The organism is Streptomyces sp. DSM 40868 (genome assembly GCF_011820545.1).
Classification (GTDB): domain Bacteria; phylum Actinomycetota; class Actinomycetes; order Streptomycetales; family Streptomycetaceae; genus Streptomyces; species Streptomyces eurythermus.
Map to the genome: position 1 here is coordinate 919459 of NZ_CP050504.1, position 21930 is coordinate 941388.

Annotated in this window: 18 protein-coding genes; 13 read left to right on the forward strand and 5 right to left on the reverse strand. The window is 72.9% G+C overall.

Annotated elements, in window-relative coordinates; translation table 11 throughout:
- Window positions 1-25 precede the first annotated feature (25 nt).
- Window positions 26-826, reverse strand: a complete 801-nt coding sequence (locus HB370_RS04135; RefSeq protein WP_030775733.1) for an arylamine N-acetyltransferase — start codon at window positions 824-826, stop codon at window positions 26-28.
- Between the two features lie 316 nt (window positions 827-1142).
- Here HB370_RS04135 and HB370_RS04140 point away from each other — a divergent pair, with 316 nt between their 5' ends.
- The 13 genes from HB370_RS04140 to HB370_RS04200 all read left to right on the forward strand — a co-directional run bounded on the left by HB370_RS04140 (window position 1143) and on the right by HB370_RS04200 (window position 15094).
- A complete protein-coding gene (locus tag HB370_RS04140) occupies window positions 1143-2339 on the forward strand; it encodes an MFS transporter (protein ID WP_030775730.1) in 1197 nt (398 codons plus the stop codon).
- 130 nt (window positions 2340-2469) lie between these two features.
- On the forward strand, window positions 2470-3048 hold the full coding sequence (locus tag HB370_RS04145) for a TetR/AcrR family transcriptional regulator (protein ID WP_030775727.1): 579 nt from the start codon (window positions 2470-2472) through the stop codon (window positions 3046-3048).
- A gap of 105 nt (window positions 3049-3153) precedes the next feature.
- A complete protein-coding gene (locus tag HB370_RS04150) occupies window positions 3154-3471 on the forward strand; it encodes a helix-turn-helix transcriptional regulator (protein WP_078637296.1) in 318 nt (105 codons plus the stop codon).
- Between the two features lie 434 nt (window positions 3472-3905).
- Window positions 3906-5081: a 3-deoxy-7-phosphoheptulonate synthase gene (locus HB370_RS04155; protein WP_030775721.1), complete on the forward strand. Its 1176-nt coding sequence runs from the start codon at window positions 3906-3908 to the stop codon at window positions 5079-5081.
- Window positions 5082-5139: 58 nt separating this feature from the next.
- Window positions 5140-5910, forward strand: a complete 771-nt coding sequence (locus HB370_RS04160) for a 2,3-dihydro-2,3-dihydroxybenzoate dehydrogenase (RefSeq protein WP_030775718.1) — start codon at window positions 5140-5142, stop codon at window positions 5908-5910.
- Window positions 5911-5932: 22 nt separating this feature from the next.
- Window positions 5933-6592: an isochorismatase family protein gene (locus HB370_RS04165; RefSeq protein WP_030775716.1), complete on the forward strand. Its 660-nt coding sequence runs from the start codon at window positions 5933-5935 to the stop codon at window positions 6590-6592.
- Between the two features lie 29 nt (window positions 6593-6621).
- Window positions 6622-8514, forward strand: a complete 1893-nt coding sequence (locus tag HB370_RS04170; RefSeq protein ID WP_030775714.1) for a chorismate-binding protein — start codon at window positions 6622-6624, stop codon at window positions 8512-8514.
- Complete coding sequence (locus HB370_RS04175) at window positions 8502-8843, forward strand: hypothetical protein (protein ID WP_030775712.1); 342 nt, start codon at window positions 8502-8504, stop codon at window positions 8841-8843. The genes HB370_RS04170 and HB370_RS04175 overlap by 13 nt, the downstream gene beginning before the upstream one ends.
- Window positions 8844-9259: 416 nt before the next feature.
- Window positions 9260-9775, forward strand: coding sequence for a shikimate kinase (locus tag HB370_RS04180; protein ID WP_030775711.1), 516 nt, complete (start codon window positions 9260-9262; stop codon window positions 9773-9775).
- 90 nt (window positions 9776-9865) lie between these two features.
- Window positions 9866-11158: a 3-phosphoshikimate 1-carboxyvinyltransferase gene (gene aroA / locus HB370_RS04185; protein WP_030775709.1), complete on the forward strand. Its 1293-nt coding sequence runs from the start codon at window positions 9866-9868 to the stop codon at window positions 11156-11158.
- Between the two features lie 48 nt (window positions 11159-11206).
- Complete coding sequence (locus HB370_RS04190) at window positions 11207-12409, forward strand: 3-hydroxybenzoate 6-monooxygenase (RefSeq protein WP_030775706.1); 1203 nt, start codon at window positions 11207-11209, stop codon at window positions 12407-12409.
- Window positions 12406-13590 carry a chorismate synthase gene (aroC, locus tag HB370_RS04195; RefSeq protein WP_167512940.1) on the forward strand — a complete coding sequence of 395 codons (1185 nt, stop codon included), beginning with the start codon at window positions 12406-12408 and terminating at the stop codon, window positions 13588-13590. Before HB370_RS04190 ends, aroC begins: the two co-directional genes overlap by 4 nt.
- Before the next feature lie 313 nt (window positions 13591-13903).
- Window positions 13904-15094 carry a transposase gene (locus HB370_RS04200; protein WP_106980812.1) on the forward strand — a complete coding sequence of 397 codons (1191 nt, stop codon included), beginning with the start codon at window positions 13904-13906 and terminating at the stop codon, window positions 15092-15094.
- A gap of 199 nt (window positions 15095-15293) precedes the next feature.
- On the opposite strand, the gene aroB is transcribed toward HB370_RS04200, so the two are convergent.
- From aroB to tkt, 4 genes are all read right to left on the reverse strand, one after another.
- Entirely contained in the window at window positions 15294-16373 is a 1080-nt protein-coding gene (gene aroB, locus HB370_RS04205) for a 3-dehydroquinate synthase (RefSeq protein ID WP_051816191.1), read from the reverse strand.
- Window positions 16374-16514: 141 nt separating this feature from the next.
- Window positions 16515-18446 (reverse strand): helix-turn-helix domain-containing protein, encoded by a 1932-nt coding sequence (locus HB370_RS04210; protein WP_030793802.1) that lies wholly within the window; start codon window positions 18444-18446, stop codon window positions 16515-16517.
- A gap of 134 nt (window positions 18447-18580) precedes the next feature.
- Window positions 18581-19420 (reverse strand): shikimate dehydrogenase, encoded by an 840-nt coding sequence (locus tag HB370_RS04215; RefSeq protein ID WP_030793798.1) that lies wholly within the window; start codon window positions 19418-19420, stop codon window positions 18581-18583.
- Between the two features lie 37 nt (window positions 19421-19457).
- On the reverse strand, window positions 19458-21587 hold the full coding sequence (tkt, locus tag HB370_RS04220; protein ID WP_244405409.1) for a transketolase: 2130 nt from the start codon (window positions 21585-21587) through the stop codon (window positions 19458-19460).
- Window positions 21588-21930 lie beyond the last annotated feature (343 nt).

The window sequence follows — 21930 nt, forward strand, 5'->3', positions numbered from 1 at the left end:
GGTGTCTCCGTGGATCGGTGGAACGTCAGGAGTGCTCGTGGGCGTCGGCCGAGGGCGGGACGGAGGCCAGCTCGATGCCGAACACGGTGCGGTAGGCGGCCAGCAACGCGGTGTCGTCGGCGAGGTGTTCCTTGGTCTTCTCCGCGCCCGTGGTCCGGGTGAGGGTGCGCCCGGCCAGCGTGACGCGGCCCTCCGCGGTGGGCAGGGTGCACACCTGCCGGGCGAGGAACGGGGAGTCCTCGCTGCTGCGCAGCCACCAGGTCATGGCGGCGAAGTCCGCCAGCTCGCGCGGGCGTTGCTCCACGCGGTACTGGAGTTCGCCCTCACGCAGCAGGTCCAGGTCGCCGTGGTCCGCCTCGACCAGCCGGAAGGTGCCCTGCGGGTCGGCCTGTTCACCGCGCTCGGCCAGGCGCAGCGGGTGACGGAAGGCGTTTCCGTAGCCCACGTCGGCCAGGTACGGCCCGTCGCCGTCCTCGGTCAGGACACGCAGGGCCATGTGCCCGAGCGGCGGGGTGAAGCCGTCGTCCTCCATGACCCGGGCGGCCAGGGGCGCGACGTCGAACCCGAGGCTGCGCAGCAACTCGTGGAAAGCGCCGTTGAGTTCGTAGCAGCAGCCGCCGCGGTTGCGGCCGATGATCTTTTCCAGGGCGGGGGCGCCGAGGCCGATGGGCGGGCTGGGCCTGCCGTACGCGAAGTCGATGTTCTCGAACGGGACGCTGAGCACATGCCGCTCGTGCAGATGGGCCAGGGCCTTGGCGTCGGCACGTTCGGGGCGTTTGGCGCCGATGCGCTCCAGATAGGCGTCGACGGTCGCTGAGTCGAGCATCAGACCCGCTCCTGTGCACGGTAGGAGGTGCTGTGCGGTGGCGCGGTACGCAAAGGGATGTCCTCTCGACAGGTGAGTGCATCCGCATTCCAGCAAACGCGGACGGATCCCGCATCACGTGTCTGCGGGATGTCCCGACGTGAACCCCGGCCGGTCGCGCGGGACGGCCCCGTGTTGTCCGATACGGCGCGTTTTTTAGATCAGCTGAATCAAAAAACGTGTATCGTCCACTCCATAGTCAACGTCCGTGCGTTCCGCCCGACTTGAAAGGCTTCGCCATGCTGTCAGCCACGCGCTACCGGAAGGCGGCCCGCTGATGCCCGTCGCCGTCTTCGTCCTCGGCTTCGCGGTCTTCTGTCTCAACACGACCGAGGTCATGGTGGCCGGACTGCTCCCGTCCCTCTCGGACGGACTCGACGTCTCGATCACCGCCGCGGGCAACCTGGTCACCGTCTTCGCCCTCGGCATGGTCTTCGGCGGCCCGCCGCTGACGCTGCTGCTCATGCGGGCCCCGCGCAAGACGGCGCTGGTCTGGATGATGGTGCTGTTCCTGGCGGGACAGACCCTCGGCGCCCTGGCCACCGCCTACTGGGCCATGGTGATCGCCCGCGTCGTCACGGCCCTGGCCACCGCGGCCTTCTTCGGGCTCGCGGCTTCGGTGTGCGCCGGCCTGGTCTCCCCGGACAGGACCGGCCGCGCGCTGGCCATCGTCTTCGGCGGCTTCATGGTGGCCAACGTCTTCGGCCTGCCCCTGGCGACCCTCATCGACCAGCTCATGGGGTGGCGGGCCGCCTTCTGGGCCGTGGACATCCTCGTCGCGCTGTGCCTCGCACTCGTCCTGTTCACCATCAAGCGTGCCCCCGCCCCACGAGGTCTGGACGTCCGCTCGGAGCTGTCGGCCTTCCGCAGCGGCCGGCTCTGGGGCGCCTTCGCCACCAACGCCCTGCTGATCGGCGGGGTGTTCGCCACCTTCGCCTACCTGTCCCCGGTGCTGACCAAGGTGGCGGGCTTCTCCGAGGGCATCGTCCCGTTGCTGTTCGTGCTGTACGGCGTGGGTACCGTCATCGGCAACATCGTCCTCGGGCGCCTGGCCGACGCGTACACGCTGCGCGTCCTGTGGCTGGGCGGTGCGGTCCTGGCCGTGCTGCTGGGTCTGTACGCGCTCGTGGCGAGCGGCCAGGCCCTCAGCCTCGTCGCACTGTTCCTGCTGGGCTTCACCGGGCTGCCGCTCAACCCGGCCATGGCCTCGCGCGTCATGCGCCTGTCCAACAGCGGCGCCCTGATCAACACCATGAACACGGCGGCCGTCTGCGCGGGCATCACCGTCGGCACCTGGCTGGCCGGCGTGGGCATCGACGCCTTCGGATACCGCGCCCCGATGTGGGCCGGCGCGCTGCTCGCGCTCGGCGCGCTGGCCACCCTTCTGCTCTCGCGGATCACCGACCGGCATCACGTCGAGCGCGGCCGTCCCGCCCCCGCCCCGGCGGACCTGGAGTCCGCGGCGAGCGCCTGATCACGTACCACCCACGGCGGCGGGGAGCCGGGCGATACCGCCGCGGCCCTCCGCTCCGCCGGCCGTCGTGCCGCGAGGCCCGCTCCCGCGAGTTTTTGCGCGATCGATCCAATACGGCTAGGTTGCTTTCATGGGGAGGCCCAGGAAGTTCGACGAGACGCGCGCCCTCACCGCGGTCATGCACACGTTCTGGCAGCGTGGGTACGAGGCGACCTCCACCCGCGACCTGGCCGAATCCACCGGCATGGGCCTGTCGAGCCTGTCCAACGCCTTCGGCGACAAGCGGCAGTTGTACCTGCGCGCGCTGCGCCGCTACTACGAGACGAACACCGCCGTGCAGACAGAACTGCTGCGCCGGCCCGGTCCGGTCAAGGACCGCGTGCGCGCCCTGATGACGCAGGCGATCGACATCGACCTCGCGAACCCGCCCTCCTCGGGCTGTCTCATCATGAACGCCTCGATGGAGAGGGCCAACACCGACCCCGAGGTGGCACAGGAGGTGCGGCGCCACTTCACCACCGTCGAACAAGCGGTGCGCTCCGCGCTCGCCGAAGGGCAGGACAGCGGAGAGATCACCCGGGACCAGGACGCCGGCACGCTGACCCATCACGTCCTCTCCACCTATTACGGACTGCGCGTGCTCGCGCGCGTACAGCCCGACCGTACGGCCCTGACGAACGTGGTGGAGACCTTGCTGGCCAAGCTGTGACCCGCCGCGCCGCGCGGGCGGGCCGGTCCGGGCGCCGGCCCCGGAACCTGACGGACTGACCGTCGCGGCGTTGCCGCCCCCGGGTCCGCCGGAAAGAGTCTTCCGGTGACCTACACCATCGCAGCCGACCGGTACACCCGCCCGAACTCCCCCGCCACCCCCACGGCGGGCCTTCCCCGGCGCACGGCCGCGGTCCACCCCGGCTGGGCGAGCCTGACCCCCGCCGAGCTGCGGGTGGCCCGCCTGGTGGCCGAGGGACTGACCAACCGCGCCGTGGCCCAGCGTCTGTGCATCTCCCCGCACACGGTCGACAGCCATCTGCGGCACGCCTTCGCCAAGCTGGGCATCTCCAGCCGCGTCGCCCTGGCCCGGCTCACCCTGATCCACGACCACATCAGGGCGGACGAACCGGCCGACCGCTAGCCCCCGCCGTCCAGACCCTGTCGTCCCCGGCAGTCCCGGGCCTTCCGGGCGGCGTGCGCGACGAGGCGCCCGCCGACGCACCCGGAAGGCATCCGGCCATCGGCACGGTCTCCTCAACTCACTTTATTACAGCTGGAGTTGAGAGGGACCGAGCGCGACCACACCCCCTTCCCCGTACGTGACAGACTACGCGTCGCGGCGTTGCCGAACCGCACACATGTCCCGGACAGTGGTGTTCACAGCGGGGCGCTCCCGAGACACACACCGGCGCCCCACCCCCACCATCCCGGCCTCAGCGCCGTACACGAGCCGCTGCCGGATGAAAACACCGGGCGGTGAACCGGGCCGGTGCCCGTGTGCCCTGTGTTGTTTCGCGAACGATCACGCCCACCATCAGCCGGAGACGCTCCGGCGCGCTCTGCCGAGGGAAACTGATGATCGACGTTGAGTCCCACCTCCGTTCCCTGCCCGCTCTCCAGCAGCCCGACTGGTCCGACCACCCCGACCTCGCCGGCGTCCGCACCCACCTGGCCCGCATGCCCGCCCTGGTGGACCTGGAGTCGGTACGCCGTCTGCACGCGCTGCTGGCCGAGGCCGCCGCGGGACACCTCCAGGTGGTCCAGTCCGGCGACTGCGCCGAGGACCCCGCCGAGGCCACCCCCGAGGACGTCGCCCGCAAGACCGCGCTGCTGGACATGCTCGCGGGGACGATGAAGCTCGCCTCCGGCAAGCCGGTCCTGCGGGTCGGCCGGATCGCCGGCCAGTTCGGCAAGCCGCGCTCCAACCCGACCGAGACCGTGCACGGGGTCGAACTGCCCGTCTACCGCGGCCACATGGTCAACCGCCCCGAGCCGGACGCCGAGCTGCGCCGCCCCGACCCCGGCCATCTGCTCACCGGCTACCGCGCCGCCAGCGACACCATGCACTACCTGGGCTGGCTCGGCTCGGCGGGGCGCCGCCCGGAGTTCGGCGCGCCGGTGTGGACCAGCCACGAGGCGCTGCTGCTCGACTACGAACTGCCCCTGCTGCGGCGCGAGCCCGACGGCACGCTGCTGCTGACCTCCACCCACTGGCCGTGGGTGGGCGAGCGCACCCGCCGGCCGGACGGCGCGCACATCGCGCTGCTGGCCGCCGTGTCCAATCCGGTGGCCGTCAAGGTCGGGCCGGGCATGACGCCCGAGGAGATCCTCGCCCTGTGCGAGAAGCTGGACCCCCACCGCCGCCCGGGCCGGCTCACGCTGATCTCGCGCATGGGCGCCCAGAACGCGGCCGAGAAGCTGCCGGCGCTGGTCGAGGCGGTCGCCCGCGAGGGCCATCCGGTGCTGTGGCTGTCGGACCCGATGCACGGCAACACCGTCACCGGCCCCGAGGGCCTGAAGACCCGCCTGGTCAAGACCGTGGTGCAGGAGATCCGCGCGTTCCAGGATGCGGTCCGCGCGAACGGCGGCGTCGCGGCCGGCCTGCACCTGGAGACGACGCCCGAGGCGGTCACCGAGTGCGTCTCGCACGACATCAGCCTGGAGCGCATCGGCGACAAGTACCTCAGCTTCTGCGACCCGCGCCTGAACCCGCGCCAGGCCGTCGAGGCGGCCTCGGCCTGGCGGGGCTGAACCCCGGGCTCCGCCCACCGTTTCCCACCGACACCCATCACGTACGGAGGTTCGGACCGTGCAAGAAACCCTCGCCCTGGTCACCGGGGCGGCCGGCGGCATCGGAGAGGCCGTGACCCGGCTGCTGGCCGAGCAGGGCACCACGGTGGCGGCCGTGGACCGCGACGCCGAGCGGCTGACCGAGACGGCCGCCCTGCTGCGCAAGGAGGGCCTCGCGGTGACCGAGTTCGCCGCCGACGTCACCTCCAGCAGTGCCGTGGAGCGGCTCGTGGAGGAGGTCGAGACCCGGCTAGGGCCCGTGCACCAGTTGGTCAACGCCGCGGGTGTGCTGCGCCTCGGCCCGGCGCACACCCTGACCGACGAGGACTGGACCGCCACCCTCTCCGTCAACGCCACCGGTGTGTTCCACATGTCGCGGGCCGTGGTCGCCCGCATGATCCGGCGCCGCACCGGCGCCGTGGTCACCGTGGCCTCGAACGCGGCCGGCACGGCCCGCGCCGAGATGGCGGCCTACGCGGCGTCCAAGGCCGCCGCCACCGCGTTCACCAAGTGCCTGGGCCTCGAAGTGGCGTCGTACGGCATCCGCTGCAACGTGGTGGCCCCCGGCTCCACCGACACCCCGATGCTGCGTGGCATGCACACCGCCGAGACCGCGGCCCAGGCATCCGTGGCGGGCCGCCCGGACCAGTACCGGGTGGGCATCCCGCTGGGCAAGGTCGCCCTGCCCGAGGACGTCGCCCGGGCCGTCGCGTTCCTGCTCTCCGACGACGCGGGCCACATCACGATGCACGAACTGACCGTGGACGGCGGAGCCACCCTCGGTGTCTGACGACGAAAGGAACCACCGTACGATGCCCGGCATCCCCCCTGTCGCGCCCTACCCCATGCCCACCGCCGAGGAGTTGCCGGAGAACACCGTCGACTGGCGGGTGGACCCGCGGCGCGCGGTGCTGCTGCTGCACGACATGCAGGAGTACTTCCTCAAGCCGTTCCCCCGCGACACCGCCCTCGGCCGGGACCTGGTGGACAACACCGCGCGCCTGCGCACGGCCTGCAAGGCGCTGGGCGTGCCCGTCGCCTACACCGCGCAGCCCGGCAGCATGACCCCCGAACAGCGCGGTCTGCTCAAGGACTTCTGGGGGCCGGGCATGCGGGCCACGCCCGAGCACCGCAAGGTGGTCTCCCCGCTGGAGCCGGACGACGGCGACTGGACCTTCACCAAGTGGCGCTACAGCGCCTTCTTCAAGTCCGACCTGCTGGAGCGGATGCGCGCCGGCGGGCGTGACCAGCTGATCGTCTGCGGCGTGTACGCGCACGTGGGCGTGCTGATGACCGCGGTGGAGGCGTACACGAACGACATCCAGACGTTCGTGGTGGCCGACGCGGTCGCCGACTTCTCCGCCGACTACCACCGGCTGGCCCTCACCTACGCCGCCGAGCGGGCCGCGAAGGTCGTGACGTCCCAGGCGGTAGTGACCGAACTCGACGCGGCCACCGCGGCGGCCCGCTGACGGCCTTCGCCGGCGAAAGGAACCACACCATGGCAAGAACCGGGGACGCACAGCGCCTGCTGGCGCGCATCCTCGACGGGTCGGCGGGGGCGTTCGCGCTGCTGCGCCGGCCCGAGGCGGCGGGACCGGACACCCTGGAGCTGCTGACCGGCGCGGTGACGCGGGCCGAGACGCTCGCCGACCTGGAGCTCCAGGAGTCGGCGGGCACCGGCGCCCACCAGGAGCTGCTGGCGCTCATCCCCTACCGGCAGCTGTCCGAACGCGGTTTCGCCGCCCCCGACGACGGCACCCCGCTGCTGGCGATGCGCATCGACGAGCAGGCCTCGCTGCCGCTGCGCCAGACGCTCGCGCTGCTGCCCGACCATCCGGTGAAGATGACCGAGGAGCACTTCGACGTCGACGACGACGCCTACGCCGAGACCGTGCGCCGGGTCGTCGCCGACGAGATCGGCACCGGCGAGGGCGCCAACTTCGTGATGAAGCGGTCCTTCACCGCTCTGCTGCCCGACTTCGGCAGCACCGACGCCCTGTCGTTCTTCCGCCGGCTGGTGGAGCGGGAAGCGGGCGCGTACTGGACCTTCCTGATCCACACCGGCGAGCGCACGCTGGTGGGCGCAACGCCCGAACGGCACATCAGCGTCCACGACGGCAACGCCGTGATGAACCCCATCAGCGGCACCTACCGCTACCCGTCCTCCGGCCCCGATCTGAACGGCGTGCTGGACTTCCTCGCCGACGAGAAGGAAGCCGACGAGCTGTACATGGTCGTCGACGAGGAGCTGAAGATGATGGGCCGGATCTGCCCCGGGGGCGGCCGGGTGCGGGGCCCGTACCTGAAGGAGATGGCGCGCCTCGCGCACACCGAGTACTTCATCGAGGGCCGCACCGATCGCGATGTGCGCGACATCCTGCGCGAGACCCTGTTCGCGCCGACGGTGACCGGCTCCCCGCTGGAGAGCGCGGCCCGGGTCATCAGCCGCTACGAGCCGCAGGGACGCGGCTACTACAGCGGTGTGGCCGCCCTGATCGGCCGCGACGCCGCCGGCGGGCGCACCCTGGACTCTTCGATCCTGATCCGCACCGCCGACATCGACGCGGACGGACGGATGCGCATCGGGGTGGGGGCGACCCTCGTACGCCACTCCGACCCCGCCTCCGAGGTGCAGGAGACGCGCGCCAAGGCCGCGGGTCTGCTGGCCGCGCTCGGGGACGCCGAGCCCACCCGGTACGGTGCCCACCCGGCGGTGCGCGAGGCGCTGGACTCCCGCAACGACGGCATCGCCCGGTTCTGGCTCCAGGAGCCGGCCGGACCGGATGCTCCCGGCGGGCCGCTGGCCGGGCGCAAGGTGCTGATCGTCGACGCCGAGGACACTTTCACGGAGATGATCGCCCATCAGATCCGTTCACTGGGCTGCGAGGTGGTGGTACGGCGCTTCGACGAGCCGTACGACTTCGACGCGCACGACCTGGTGGTGATGGGCCCGGGGCCGGGCGACCCGCGGGAGACGGCGCACCCGAAGATCGCCCATCTGCGGGCGGCGGTGGCCCAGCTCCTGGAGGAGAAGCGGCCGTTCCTCGCGGTCTGTCTGAGCCATCAGGTGCTGAGCATGCTGCTCGGCCTGGACCTGCTGCGCCGCCCGGCGCCCAACCAGGGCGCCCAGCATGTGATCGACTTCTTCGGCCGCACCGAGCGGGTCGGTTTCTACAACACCTTCGCCGCCCACAGCGACTCCGGCCGCTTCGCGCACCCGGAGTACGGGACGGTCCAGGTGAGCCGGGACGCGACGACGGGCGAGGTGCACGCGCTGCGCGCCCGGGGCTTCGCCTCGATGCAGTTCCACGCCGAGTCCGTGCTGACCGTGGACGGGCCGCGCATCATCGGCTCGCTCCTGGCGGAGGTGGCCGGCACATGCACGCGGTGATCGTCTGGTGGGACCTGAGCCGCTCCCGGCAGACCATCGGGTCCCTGCGCGACTTCCTCCGCGACGAGGCGGTGGACCGCTTCTCCCGGATGCCCGGACTGCGGCTGAAGTTCTGGATCGCGGACGAGGCCACCGACCGGTGGGGGGCGGTGCTGCTGTGGGAGTCGCGCGAGGCGGCCACGGCTCCCCTGCCGAACCGGGCCGCGGAGCTGATCGGTTACCCGCCCACCGAGCGGCACGCCTTCGACGTGGAGGCCACCGTGGAGGGGGACTTCGCCCTCGCCGCGCTCTCCGGCCGGGGCCTGGCGCTCACCCGGACCGCCGGCTGACCGGCCCCGGCTCCGCACCTCCACAAGACCGCACGCGGCACCCGGCCCGGGGCCTCCTGCTCCGGCGCCGACACGGCCGTCCCACGAGGACGGCCCCCGGAACCCGCCCGCGCGCCGGGTCCCCCTCCCCCGGCGGCGGGCGGGAACCTCCCGTCGCCGCGGGGCCCGTGACCGGGCTCCGCGGCGACGCGGGAGCGGGCTCGTACGGCACGGCTCCGGTGGGCGCCCCCCTGCGGCAAGGCCCCGGCGGACCGCCGCCCCGCGAGTCCCCCGACCCGCCTGCCCCGGGCCCTGCGAGCCTCCTCGTGCCCGCGTGGCCCGGACCTCGCGAGCCCTCCCCGACAGCACGGCCGGGCCCCCGTGCCCGCCCTGCCCCGTTGTGGCTCGATGTCCCTCGATCCGAAAGGCAGCACCCCATGACAGGACCCGCGGCCATCCTGATCGGCATGCCCGGCGTGGGCAAGACCTCCGTCGGGCGGGAACTGGCCGGGCTGCTGGGTGTCTCGTTCCGTGACACCGACGAGGACGTGACCCGGCTCGCGGGCCGGCCCGCACCCGAGGTGCTGCGGGAGAAGGGCGAGCCGGCCTTCCGTCTCCTGGAACACCAGGCGGTCGCCGCGGCCCTGGCCGAGCACGAGGGTGTGCTCGCGCTGGGCGGCGGCGCGGTCCTGCACGAAGGCACCCGGGCCCGGCTGCACGGGTGCCGTGTGGTGCACCTGTGGGCCGGCCTGGACACGCTGGCGTGCCGGGTCCTGGCCGACGGCGACCGGCCCCTGCTCGACGGGGACCCCCGGGCCGGGCTCGCGCTGCTGATGCGTGTCCGGCTGCCCCTGTACCGGCGGCTCGCGGTCGTGTCGGTGCGCGCCGAGGACCGCGGTCCGCGCGAGATCGCCGAAGAGATCGCCGCCCTGCTCGCCTCCGCCGCCCCGTGACCGTACGGCACCCCTCCGCTGTGTTCCTCCGTGCCGTCGCAGACCATCAGCGCCGCTCTTGATGCCGGCCGCACTCGACAAAGGACAGCCATGACCACCGTCCCCGCGCCGCCCGAGGCGCTGTACGCCCGTGTTCCCGGCTCGAAGTCACTGACCAACAGAGCGCTCCTGCTCGCCGCCGCGGCGGACGGGACCAGTGTGCTCACCGCTCCGCTGATCAGCGACGACACCACGGCCTTCCGTCAGGCGCTCGGCGACCTGGGCGTGCGGATCCGGTCGTCGGACGACGACGCCTGGCAGGTGACCGGGCTGGGCCGCGGCCCGCGCGGCACCGGCCGTATCTGGTGCGCGGACGCGGGCACCGCCGCGCGGTTCCTGCCGCCGCTGGCCGCCGCCGGCCACGGTGACTTCGTCTTCACGGGCAGCGACCAGCTCACCGCCCGCCCCGTCGCACCGCTCGCCGACGCGCTGCGCCGGCTGGGTGCCGAGGTGGACACCGGTCCGGGCGGCACCCTGCCGCTGCGGGTGCGCGCCGAGGGACTGGACGGCGGCGAGCTGGAGGTCGACTCCAGTCTCAGCAGCCAGTTCCTGAGCGGGCTGCTGATGGCCGCCCCGCTGCTGCGCGGCGGGCTGCTGCTGAAGGTGCGCGAACTGGTCAGCCGTCCCTACGTCGACATGACCATCGCGCTGATGCGGCACTTCGGCGCCGACGTGGCCGAGGACACCCCGGGCGCCTTCGCCGTGCGTCCCACCGGCTACCGGGCGGCCGACCTGCGGATCGAGCCGGACGCCTCCACCGCCTCGTACTTCCTCGCCGCAGCGGCCGTCACCGGGCGCACGGTGACCGTTCCCGGTCTGGGACACGGCAGCCTCCAGGGCGATGTGCGGTTCGCCGAGGTGCTGGAGCGGGCCGGGGCCCGGGTGCGGCGCACCGAGGACGCCGTCACCGTTACCGGAACCGGCACGCTCAAAGGCGGTTTCGCCGTCGACATGGGGGAGATCTCCGACACGTTCATGACGCTGGCGGCGATCGCCCCGCTGGCCGACGCTCCCCTGACCATCCACGGCATCGGCCACGCCCGGCTCAAGGAGTCGGACCGGATCGAGGCGGTCGCCCGGAACCTGCGCGCGCTGGGCGTGCGCACCGACACCGGCCGGGACTGGATCACCGTGCACCCCGGCAACGCCTCGCCCGCGCGGATCGCCTGTCACCGTGACCATCGCATCGCCATGGCGTTCTCGGTGCTGAATCTGCGCACGGGGAACCTCACGCTCGACGACCCCGGCTGTGTCGCCAAGACCTTCCCCGGATTCCACGAGGAGTTCCACCGGCTCTTCCCCCAGCATCCGCTGCCGGCCGGCCCGGCCCGCGCCTCCGCCTGACCCACAGAACAGCAACGCGTTTGAACGTGAAGGGATTTGAGGAACGGAATGACACACATACTGATCGCCGGGGGCGGCATCGGCGGGCTGGCCACGGCCGTGTCGCTGGCCCGCAACGGGCATCGGGTCACCGTGCTGGAACGCCGTGACACCTTCGCCGAGATCGGCGCCGGCATCCAGCTCGGGCCCAACGCCTTCCACGCCCTGGACCGCCTGGGCGTGGGTGAGGGCGTGCGCGAACAGGCCGTGTTCACCGACGAACTGTGCTTCATGGACGGCACCACCGGCGAGAAGGTCGCCGGCATGGAGCTGACCCGCGACTACCGCGACCGGTTCGGCAACCCCTACGCCGTGGTGCACCGCGGCGACCTCTACCAGCCGCTGCTGACCGCCTGCCAGGGGCTGGACGCCGTGGAACTCGTCCCCGACGCCTCCGTGGAGCGCTACGAGCAGAGCGCCACGGGCGTCACGGCGCACACCACCGACGGACGGGCCTTCCACGGCGCGGCGCTGATCGGCGCGGACGGCATCCGCTCCACGGTGCGCGCGCAGATGCTGGGCGACGGCGAACCCCGGGTGTCGGGACACACCATCTACCGCTCGGTGATACCGATCGAGAAGGTGCCCGAGGAACTGCGCTGGAACACGGTCACCCTCTGGGCCGGCCCCAAGTGGCACTTCGTGCACTACATCATCGGCGGTGGCCGGTACCTCAATCTCGCCGTCACCCGCGACAACGGCGCCACGGTGCCGGTGGCCGGACGCGAGGCCGAACGCTCCCATGTGCTCGGCCAGTTCCCCGGCATCGGCGCGACCGCCCGGCGACTGCTCGAACTCGGGGAAGGATGGCGCGAATGGGTGCTGTGCGACCGCGACCCCGTCCCGGGCTGGACCGAGGGGCGGGTCGCGCTGCTCGGTGACGCCGCGCACCCCATGCTGCAGTACGCGGCCCAGGGCGCCTGCCAGGCCCTGGAGGACGCGGTGGTGCTCGGCGAGGTGACCGAGACCGCGCGGGAGGACGAGCTGGTGCAGCGCCTGGAGAAGTACAACGCCCTGCGCCGCGAACGCGCGGGAAGGACCCAGCTCATCGCCCGCCGCATGGGCAGCGAGCTGTACCACCCGGCGGGCGAGCGGGCGAAGGAGCGCAACGCGATGCTCTCCGCCCTGTCCCAGCGGGACATGTACGAGAAGGTCTCCTGGCTGCACGGCGACCGGGCCTTCACCGACAGCGGCACCGGAGGAGAACGTTGAGCACGCTGCGCTGGCTGACCGCGGGAGAATCACACGGCCCCGCGCTCGTGGCCACTCTGGAGGGTCTTCCCGCCGGCGTGCCGATCACCACGGAGATGGTGGCGGACCACCTGGCGCGGCGGCGGCTCGGCTATGGCCGTGGTGCGCGGATGAAGTTCGAGCGGGACGAGGTCACCTTCCTGGGTGGTGTCCGGCACGGGCTGACTCTGGGTTCGCCGGTGGCGGTGATGGTGGGGAACACCGAGTGGCCGAAGTGGGAGCAGGTCATGGCGGCCGACCCGGTGGACCCGGAGGTGTTGAGGGAGCTGGCGCGTAATGCTCCGTTGACGCGTCCGCGTCCGGGGCACGCCGATCTGGCGGGGATGCAGAAGTACGGCTTCGACGAGGCGCGTCCGATTCTGGAGCGTGCCTCGGCGCGGGAGACGGCGGCCCGGGTGGCGCTGGGCGCGGTGGCGCGGTCGTACCTGAAGGAGACGGCCGGGATCGAGATCGTCTCGCACGTGGTGGAGCTGGCGTCGGCGCGGGCGCCGTACGGGGTGTACCCGACGCCGGCGGATGTGGAGCGGCTGGACGCGGATCCGGTGCGGTGCCTGGACGCGGACGCGGCGAAGGCGATGGTCGCGGAGATCGACCAGGCGCACAAGGACGGCGACACCCTGGGTGGTGTGGTGGAGGTGCTGGCGTACGGGGTGCCGGTCGGGCTGGGCTCGCATGTGCACTGGGACCGGCGGCTGGACGCGCGGCTGGCGGCGGCGCTGATGGGCATCCAGGCGATCAAGGGTGTGGAGGTCGGTGACGGTTTCGATCTGGCCAGGGTGCCGGGTTCGAAGGCGCACGACGAGATCGTGAGCACGGATGAGGGCATCAGGCGGGTCACGGGCCGTTCCGGTGGTACGGAGGGTGGTCTGAGCACGGGTGAGCTGCTGCGGGTGCGGGCGGCGATGAAGCCGATCGCGACCGTGCCGCGGGCGCTGCGGACGGTCGATGTGGCCACCGGTGAGGCGGCGCAGGCTCATCACCAGCGTTCGGACGTGTGCGCGGTGCCGGCCGCCGGGATCGTCGCCGAGGCCATGGTCGCGCTGGTCCTGGCGGACGCGGTCGCGGAGAAGTTCGGCGGCGACAGCGTCACCGAGACCCGCCGCAACGTCCGCTCCTACCTCGACGGCCTGACGGTTCGCTGAGGTGAGCGGGTGGGTGTGGGGCGCGGCCCCCACACCCACCCGGGTGGGCGGTGGTCCGGCCACACACCCTGGGTAGTCGGCGCAATACTCCGTCAACGGCGCGTCAACCGTGCCGCTGCGTCCCGGGCCCGCGGGCCCCCCACGGGTGGTGCTCCACGCAGGATCCGGCATATTCGGGTGGCAGGCACACCTCGTCCCGCCGAGGTCTCACCAGCCATGGTGCTCAGGTAACCGAAGAGAGCTGCCCGAACACGGCTGGAGCATCGTGAACACGTCTGTCCTCAGGAAAGTCGACGCACCCCACGCACCGTCCGTGCCCCACCAGCGCTCCCTGTCCCCCGACGGCGAGGTGCCCGACGACGACATCGTCGCGGAGCTGAGCGCCGCCTTGTTCTCCTTACTCGGCCGGAAGGACCAGCGGCGCCAGGCGGAGCAGTACCTGCGCGGGCTGCTGACCACCCGGGGCCGCAAGTCCATCCGCAACATCGCCGCCCATCTGGGCCGGCCCGGCCTGGAGCAGAGCCTGCACCACTTCGTCGCCAGCTCGACCTGGGACTGGCAGCCCCTGCGCGGTGCGCTGGCCGGCTATCTGGAGCACACCATCGCGCCGCAGGCGTGGGTCATACAGTCGATGCACATACCGAAGGCCGGCAAGTACTCGGTGGGCGTGGACGAGCAGTTCGCCCCCCACCTGGGGCAGGTCGTCCGGGGTCAGCAGGTGATCGGCGCCTGGCTGGCCTCGCCGACGGTGAGCGCCCCCGTCAACTGGCGCATGGTGCTGCCCGAGAGCTGGGTCAACGACCCCGAGCGGCGGGCGCGGGCGGAGGTGCCCGAGCGGACGGCGCCGGAGAGTGCCGAAGAGTGCGCCGTGTCCGTGGCCCTGCAGATGGCGCGGCTGTGGAACATCCCGCGACGGCCCGCCGTGCTGGATCTGCGCCGCTGCGACATCGGCACCGCGTCCCGCCGCCTGGCCTCCGGCGGGGTGCCGTTCCTCGCCCGGATCAGCCCCTCGAGCCCGCTGTCCGTCGCCGACCCGGCGCTGCCCGGGCACCGGGCCGGGCCGCTGCCCGCCCGCCGGATCCTGGACCTGCTCAAGGGGATGCGGGTGCCCGCCGCCTGGTACGACCCGGCCGAGCCGCACCTGCCCCGCGCCTCCTGGGCCGCGAAGATCCCCGTGGCCCTGCCCGGCCCCGTCGGCGGGGCACCCCGGCGGCTGTTCCTGCTGGGCGAGTGGACCGACCCGGGGCGGCCCCCGTCCGCCCTCTGGCTCACCTCCCTGCCCCGGGTGCCGGCCGCGTCGCTGGTGCGCACCGCGAAGCTGGCCGACCGGGTGGAGCGGGACAGCGACGACATCGGTGAGCGGGCCGGGCTGCGCGACTTCGCGGGCCGTTCGTTCCGCGGCTGGCACCGCCATATGACGCTGGCGTCCGTGGCGCACGCGGCGATCGCCCTGCACGCCGCGGAGTACGGGCCGCGGCAGGCCGGCCGGCTGATCGGGGCCTGACCGGGCCGGCCGCCACCGCGCCCCCGGCCGCGCGGCGCACAGGCCATCATCAGGAGCCGCGCCGGGCGAAAGGAGGAACTCCGCACAGCAGCCGACGGGTTGAGGTGGATCCGCGCAACGGCGCGCGGAACCTCCCCTTCCCATCGACGTCCGTCCCAGGCGGACTCCCCCGCCGGATGTCCTGCCCTGACCGGTCCGTTCAGCCGGAGACCCGGGCCCAGGCGGCGGCGAGCCGGTCCGGGCCGGGGTCGGCGAGGACACGGGTCCGGCCGATGCCGTCGAGGACGATGAAGCGCAGTGTGTTCCCGCGGGCCTTCTTGTCCACCCGCATGGCGTCCAGCAGTTCGGGCCACCGCCCGCCCGGGTGGCGCAGGGGCAGGCCGACCGCGTCGAGCACGCTCCGGTGGCGTCGTACCACGGTGTCGTCCGACAGGCCCGCCAGCCGGGCGAGTTCGGCGGCGAACACCATGCCCACGGACACCGCCTCGCCGTGCCGCCAGGTGAACCCCTCGCACTTCTCGATCGCGTGGCCCAGCGTGTGGCCGTAGTTGAGGGCTTCGCGCGGGCCCTGTTCGCGCAGGTCCTGGGTGACGACCTCGGCCTTCACCCGGATGGCGCGCTCGACGAGTTCCCGGGTGTGCGGGCCGTGCGGGGAGCGCGCGCCCTCCGGGTCCGCCTCGATCAGGTCCAGGATCGTGGGGTCCCGGATGAAGCCGGCCTTGACGACCTCGGCGAGGCCCGCCGTGTAGTCGGCGGCCGGCAGCGTGCCGAGCGCGTCGAGGTCGCACAGGACGGCACTCGGCGGGTGGAAGGCACCCACGAGGTTCTTGCCCGCGCCGGTGTTGATGCCGGTCTTGCCGCCGACCGCCGCGTCCACCATGCCCAGCAGGGTGGTCGGCACGGCGATCCAGGGCACTCCGCGCAGCCAGGTGGCGGCCACGAAGCCGGCCAGGTCGGTGGTGGCCCCGCCCCCGATGCCCACGATCACGTCGGTGCGGGTGAAGCCGTTCTGTCCGAGGGTCCCCCAGCAGCGGGCGGCGGTGTCGGCGGTCTTGGCCTGTTCGCCGTCCGGCAGCTCGATCACGGTCGGCCTGAGGCCCCGCCCGGCGAACAGGGCCGCCGCCCGGGCGGCCGTGTCGCGCAGCCGGGGCGCGTGCAGGACGGCCACGCGCGAGGCCGCCGCCACGGCGGGGACGCCGGCGAGTTCGCGCAGCGGGCCGTGGCCCACCCGCACGTCGTACGCGCCCGGGCCGGTACCCACGTGTATGTGTGTGTTCATCCACGGCACGCTAGTGACCGGTGCGGCCGTGTCCTGGGCCGTGCCGGGGAATACGTCACCTCCGGGCGGCGGTGTGACCGGACCTGACAGATCCGGTGGCCCGTCGTGGACCGGGCGGGCCCGTGGGACCACACTGCTGTCTCAGGCTTCCGGCGCGCCGACGGTGTCGGGGCGCAGCAGGGCCCTCATCCGGTGGATCCGCAGGGCGAGCTGGACGTCCAGGCTCCGGTCGGGCTGCTGCCACCGCGGGCCCAGCAGCACGGCGACCCGTTCCAGTCGCCGCGAGACGGTGTTGGCGTGGATGTGGAGCCTGTCGGCGGCCCTGCTGGGGCTCGCGCCCGTGGCGAAGTACGCCTCCAGCGTCTTCACCAGCTCGGTGTCGTTGTCCCGGTCGTAGGCGAGCACCGGACCGATGGCGTTCTCGATGAAGCCGCCCACGTCGTGGCCGTCGGACAGCAGGAGTCCCACGAAGCCGAGGTCGTCGAGCGCCGCGGCGCTGCCGACGGCGTCGAGCGTGGTCAGCGCCTTCAGGCAACGCACCGCCTCCTGGTGGAGCCGGCCCGCCTCGGTGGGCCCGCGGCCGGGCCCGGAGGCGCCCACCGTCACGGGGTGGCCCAGCACCGCGGACAGTACGCCGGCGACCGACCGGGCGGTGTCCGAGGCCGCGGTGCCCGGCAGCAGCAGCACGATGTTGCCGTCCCGGGCGGTCTTGAGACCGCCGTGCCGGTAAGCGTAGGAGGAGGCCCACATCATGGCGCGCCCGTGCGGTCCGCCCTCGATGCGGACGACGAGCAGCACATGGGGCGCCGCCGGGTCCAGGCCCGCCCTGCTCAGACGCTGCTCCAGGCGATGTGCGCGGCGTGAGTCGCCGGAGGGCAGGGCGATCAGTTCGTCCAGCAGCTCGTCGGGGACGGGGCTTTCCGCCGCGGCCGTGCCGTGCCTCAGGAGCAGATGGAGGGCGAAGACCTGGGTGACGAGGTGCAGCAGCCGTTCGTCCTCGCCGATCAGCGGGGTGGCCGGGCGCAGCACGGCGAACCCCAGGTTCTCCGCGCCCGCCACCACGGGGGCGATCCAGGTGTCCCCGCCGTACGGTATCGGGGCGCGCTGCGCGTGGGCGTCCCAGGACACCTCGGTCACCGCGTTGTCGTCCAGGTCGGGCAGGGGCGCGGTGGCGGTGATGATGCGGCCCGCCGGATTGCGCAGTTGGACGGTGCCGTCGAGCGCGTCGGCGGCGGCCTGGGCCAGGGTCTCCAGGTCCGCGCCGGACAGCAGCAGACCCATCAAGTGGGAGTGGATGTCGGCGAGTTGTTGCAGTCTGGCCAGGGTGGTGCGGGTGCGGAAGCCGTCGGTCTCGAGTTCGCTGACCTCGTCGCTGGCGTCCTGCAGGCGCTCGGCGCGTTCCAGTGACACGGCGCCCAGCGCGGCCAGTGAGCAGGCCAGGCCGATCTCGTCGGGGGTGAGGTGGCGTACGGTGCGGTTCGCGCAGTACAGGACGCCCAGGGTGCTGTCGCCGTGCACGAGCGGCACGGCGAGCAGTGAGGCGATGCCTTCCGCGCGGACCATCTCGTCGGCCTGCGGGCAGTGTTCGAACCGGTCGTCGCGCAGGTAGTCGGCCGTCCAGAACGGGGCCCCGCTCGTCATGGCCTGCTGTCCGGCCCCCGTGGACGGGCGCACCTCCGCCCACATGCCGGTGGTGGCCCCTTCGGCGGCGTGCAGGTTGAGGGTGCCGTCGTCCTCGTACAGCCCGATGCAGGCCATGTCCGCCTTGGTGATCCGTTTGACCCGGCGGCTGATGACCCGCATCAGCTCGCCCAGGTCGCGCGGCTGGGTCATGTCGCGGGCGGTGTCGACGAGTTCGGCGAGACCGTCCTCGCGCTGCCGGCGCCGGTGCTGCGAGGCGTGGATGACGTGGGCCAGCCGGACCGCCTGTTCCAGCCGTTCCCGCTCCTCGGGGGAGCAGGTGCGCTCCGCCCGTAGCAGCAGTTCCTCGAAACGGTGGGACGGCACCTCTTCGGCCAGCAGCCGGAGCACGGTGAGCAGGTCCGGACGGTCTCTGTCTGCTGCGTCGGTCATCGCCTTTTCCCCCGCCGGCCTGGCCTTTCGCGTTTGCGAACAGAACTTAGACAGACCGTGATCGAGCAGTCAACCACGCCTTGTCGGGGTGACCGGTCGCCGGGGCGGTGTCCGGCAGGAGCCGAGCGCCCGGGTCAGATTGGCTGTTTACGGCCGTCGAGGGCCCGTCGGCCGGCGGCGCGCATGGCGTGCACCGGTGCCGGGTGGCGGCCCGTCATCAACTCGACCTGGCGCACCGCCTGGTGTACCAGCAGGTCGAGGCCGCCGACGACGGTTCCGCCCCGGGACCCCCAGTGGTGCGCGAGCCGAGTGGGCCAGGGATCATACAGTACGTCGAAGAGCACTCCCGGGGTGTCGGGTACGGATTCGGCCAGGGCGTCGGTGGCCTGGGCGGGGGTGGTGGAGATGACGAGGGGCGCGTTCAGGGCCTGGGCCGCCCGGTCCCAAGGGGCCGTGCGGACGGCCAGTCCGAGCCGCTCGCCCCACCGGACCATCTCGGCCGCCCGGCCCTCGCCGCGTACATAGGCCGTGACCTCGGGTGCCCCCATGCGGGCCAGGGCCGCCAGCGCCGAGGCCGCGGTGGCGCCCGCCCCGAGGACGGCGGCGTGACCGACGCGGGTGATGCCGCGTTCGCGCAGCGCCGATGTCATGCCGGGGACATCGGTGTTGTGCCCCTCCCTCCGGCCGTCCGCCGTGAACAGCACGGTGTTGACCGCCTGTACGGATCGCGCGGTGTCGGTCACGGAGTCGAGCAGCGGGAGCACGGCACGCTTCAGCGGCATGGTCAGCGACAGTCCCGCCCAGCTGTCGTCGAGGCCGCCGAGGAAGGACTCCAGGGCGTGTTCGTCGACGTCGTGACGGTCGTACGTCCAGGTGTGCAGGCCGAGTTCGCGGTAGGCGGTGCGGTGCAGTACGGGAGAGAGCGAGTGGGCGATGGGGGAGCCCAGAACCGCGGCGCGTCGCCGGGTCGGCATCAGCTGGTTCCTTCCTGTGCTGCGGGGGCGGGGCGGGTCAGGCGCGTTCGGTCCGCCGGGCCCGCTCCAGGCTGGCGCGCACCGCGGCGGCGACCTTGTGCGGGGTGAAGCCGAACCGGCGGTACAGCGCCTCGGGGGCGGCCGAGGCACCGAACTGGTCGAGGGAGACGGCCTGTCCGGCGGAGCCGAGCAGGGCGTACCAGCCGAGCGCGGTGCCCGCCTCCACGGAGACCCGGGCCGTGACCTCGGGCGGCAGGACCGCGTCCTGGTAGTCCTGGCTCTGCTCCAGGAACCACTCCAGGCACGGCATGGACACCACGCGCGTGTCGGTCCCCTCGGCGCGCAGCAGTTCCCGGGCCGCGAGCGCGAGGTGCACCTCGCTGCCGGTGGCGATGACGATCGCGTCCGGGGTGCCGCCCTCGGCGTCGGCGAGGACGTATCCGCCGCGGACCGCCTCGTCGGCGGGGGCGAGCCCGCTGCCCTCCCCGCGGTCGAGCACCGGCAGGCCCTGCCGGCTCAGGCACAGCCCGGCCGGGCGGTCCGCGCGTTCCAGGACACCGCGCCAGACGGCGACCGTCTCGCCCGCGTCGGCGGGGCGTACGACGTCCAGGCCGGGGATGCCGCGCAGCGCCCAGAGGTGTTCGACGGGCTGGTGGGTGGGGCCGTCCTCGCCGAGGCCGATGGAGTCGTGGGTCCACACGTAGGTGACGGGCAGCCTCATCATCGCCGCGAGCCGTACCGCCGGCCGCATGTAGTCGGAGAAGACCAGGAACGTACCGCCGTAGGGCCGGGTGCCGCCGTGCAGGGCGATGCCGTTGAGGACGGCGCCCATCGCGTGCTCGCGGACGCCGAAGTGCAGCGTGCGGCCGTAGCGGTGGCCCGGGAAGGCGGCGGTGGCGAACTCCTCGGGGACGAAGGAGGGTTCGCCGCGCATCGTGGTGTTGTTGCTCTCGGCCAGGTCCGCCGAGCCGCCCCACAGCTCCGGCAGCGCCGCGGCCAGCGCGGTGAGCACCTCCCCGGAGGCCTTGCGTGTGGCGATCTGCTGTCCGGGGGCGAAGACCGGCAGGTGCGCGGTCCAGTTCTCGGGCAGCCGGCGGGCGCTGATCCGGTCGTACAGGGCAGCCCTGGCGGGCTGGGCGGCGCGCCAGTCCGCGTAGCGCTTGTCCCAGGTGGCGCGCAGGTCGCGGGCCCGGTCGGCGACCGCGCGGGCGTGGGTGAGCACCTCGTCCGGCACCTGGAAGGCCGCGTCGGGGTCGAGGCCCATCGCGCGCTTGGCGGCGGCGGCCTCCTCGGCGCCCAGGGCCGCGCCGTGGATCTTGCCGGTGTTCTGCTTGTGGGGCGCGGGCCAGCCGATGACGGTGCGCAGGGCGATCAGCGAGGGCCGGTCGGTGGTGTCGCGGGCCCGGGCCAGGGCGTCGTACAGGGCGGGGACGTCCTCGCGGTAGCCGTCGGGGGTGGTCCAGTCGATCCGCTCCGTCTGCCAGCCGTAGGCCCGGAAGCGGGCCAGGACGTCCTCGGACTGGGCGATCCGGGTGTCGTCCTCGATGGAGATGTGGTTGTCGTCGTAGAGCACGACGAGGTTGCCCAGTTTCTGGTGTCCCGCGAGGGAGCCGGCCTCGTGGCTGATGCCTTCCTCCAGGTCGCCGTCGGAGGCGAAGACCCAGACGGTGTGGTCGAAGGGCGACTGGCCGGCCTCGGCGTCCGGGTCGAACAGGCCGCGCTCGCGCCGGGCCGCCATGGCCATGCCCACCGCGTTCGCCAGCCCCTGGCCGAGCGGCCCGGTGGTGGTCTCCACGCCCGGGGTGTGGCCGTGCTCGGGGTGGGCGGGCGTCAGGCTGCCGTCCGTGCGCAGCGCCTTGATGTCGTCCAGTCCGAGGCCGTAGCCGGAGAGGTAGAGCTGGGTGTAGAGGGTGAGGCTGGAGTGACCGCAGGAGAGGACGAACCGGTCACGGCCGGCCCATCGCGGGTCGGCGGGGTCGTGCCGCAGCAACCGCTGGAAGAGGAGGTACGCGGCGGGGGCGAGGCTCATGGCGGTGCCGGGGTGGCCGTGGCCCGCGGTTTCGACGGCGTCCACGGCGAGAGCGCGGGCGACGTTCACGGCACGGCGGTCGAGTTCGTCCCACCGCAGGCCGGCGGCGGACGAGGCGCTGGTGTCCTGGTGCTTCACGAGGGCTCGCGACTCCTTGTTCAGGGACCGGTGGAGGAAGGGCCGTACACCAGGAGGAGCGGGGTCGCACACAGTCCCCGTCGTCGCTCCGGCCGGGCGGCACGGCGCCCACCGGACCGCCATCCTGGTGGACCCCGCGAGCACCGCCAACGCTCCGCCACCTGCTCCGTCAGGTCACCGGGCAGTCCGTCAAGTCCCTGGAGCGGCAAGCCCGTCGCACAGGAGCGGGCCGGCCTCGACACCCTCAGCCACCGGCCTCTGGGCCGGGTATGTGACGGGGTTGCTCACCCCCGCCCGCCTCCCGGCCTCCGTGGCCGTACGCGTCCTGCCCCGCCTCGCCGGC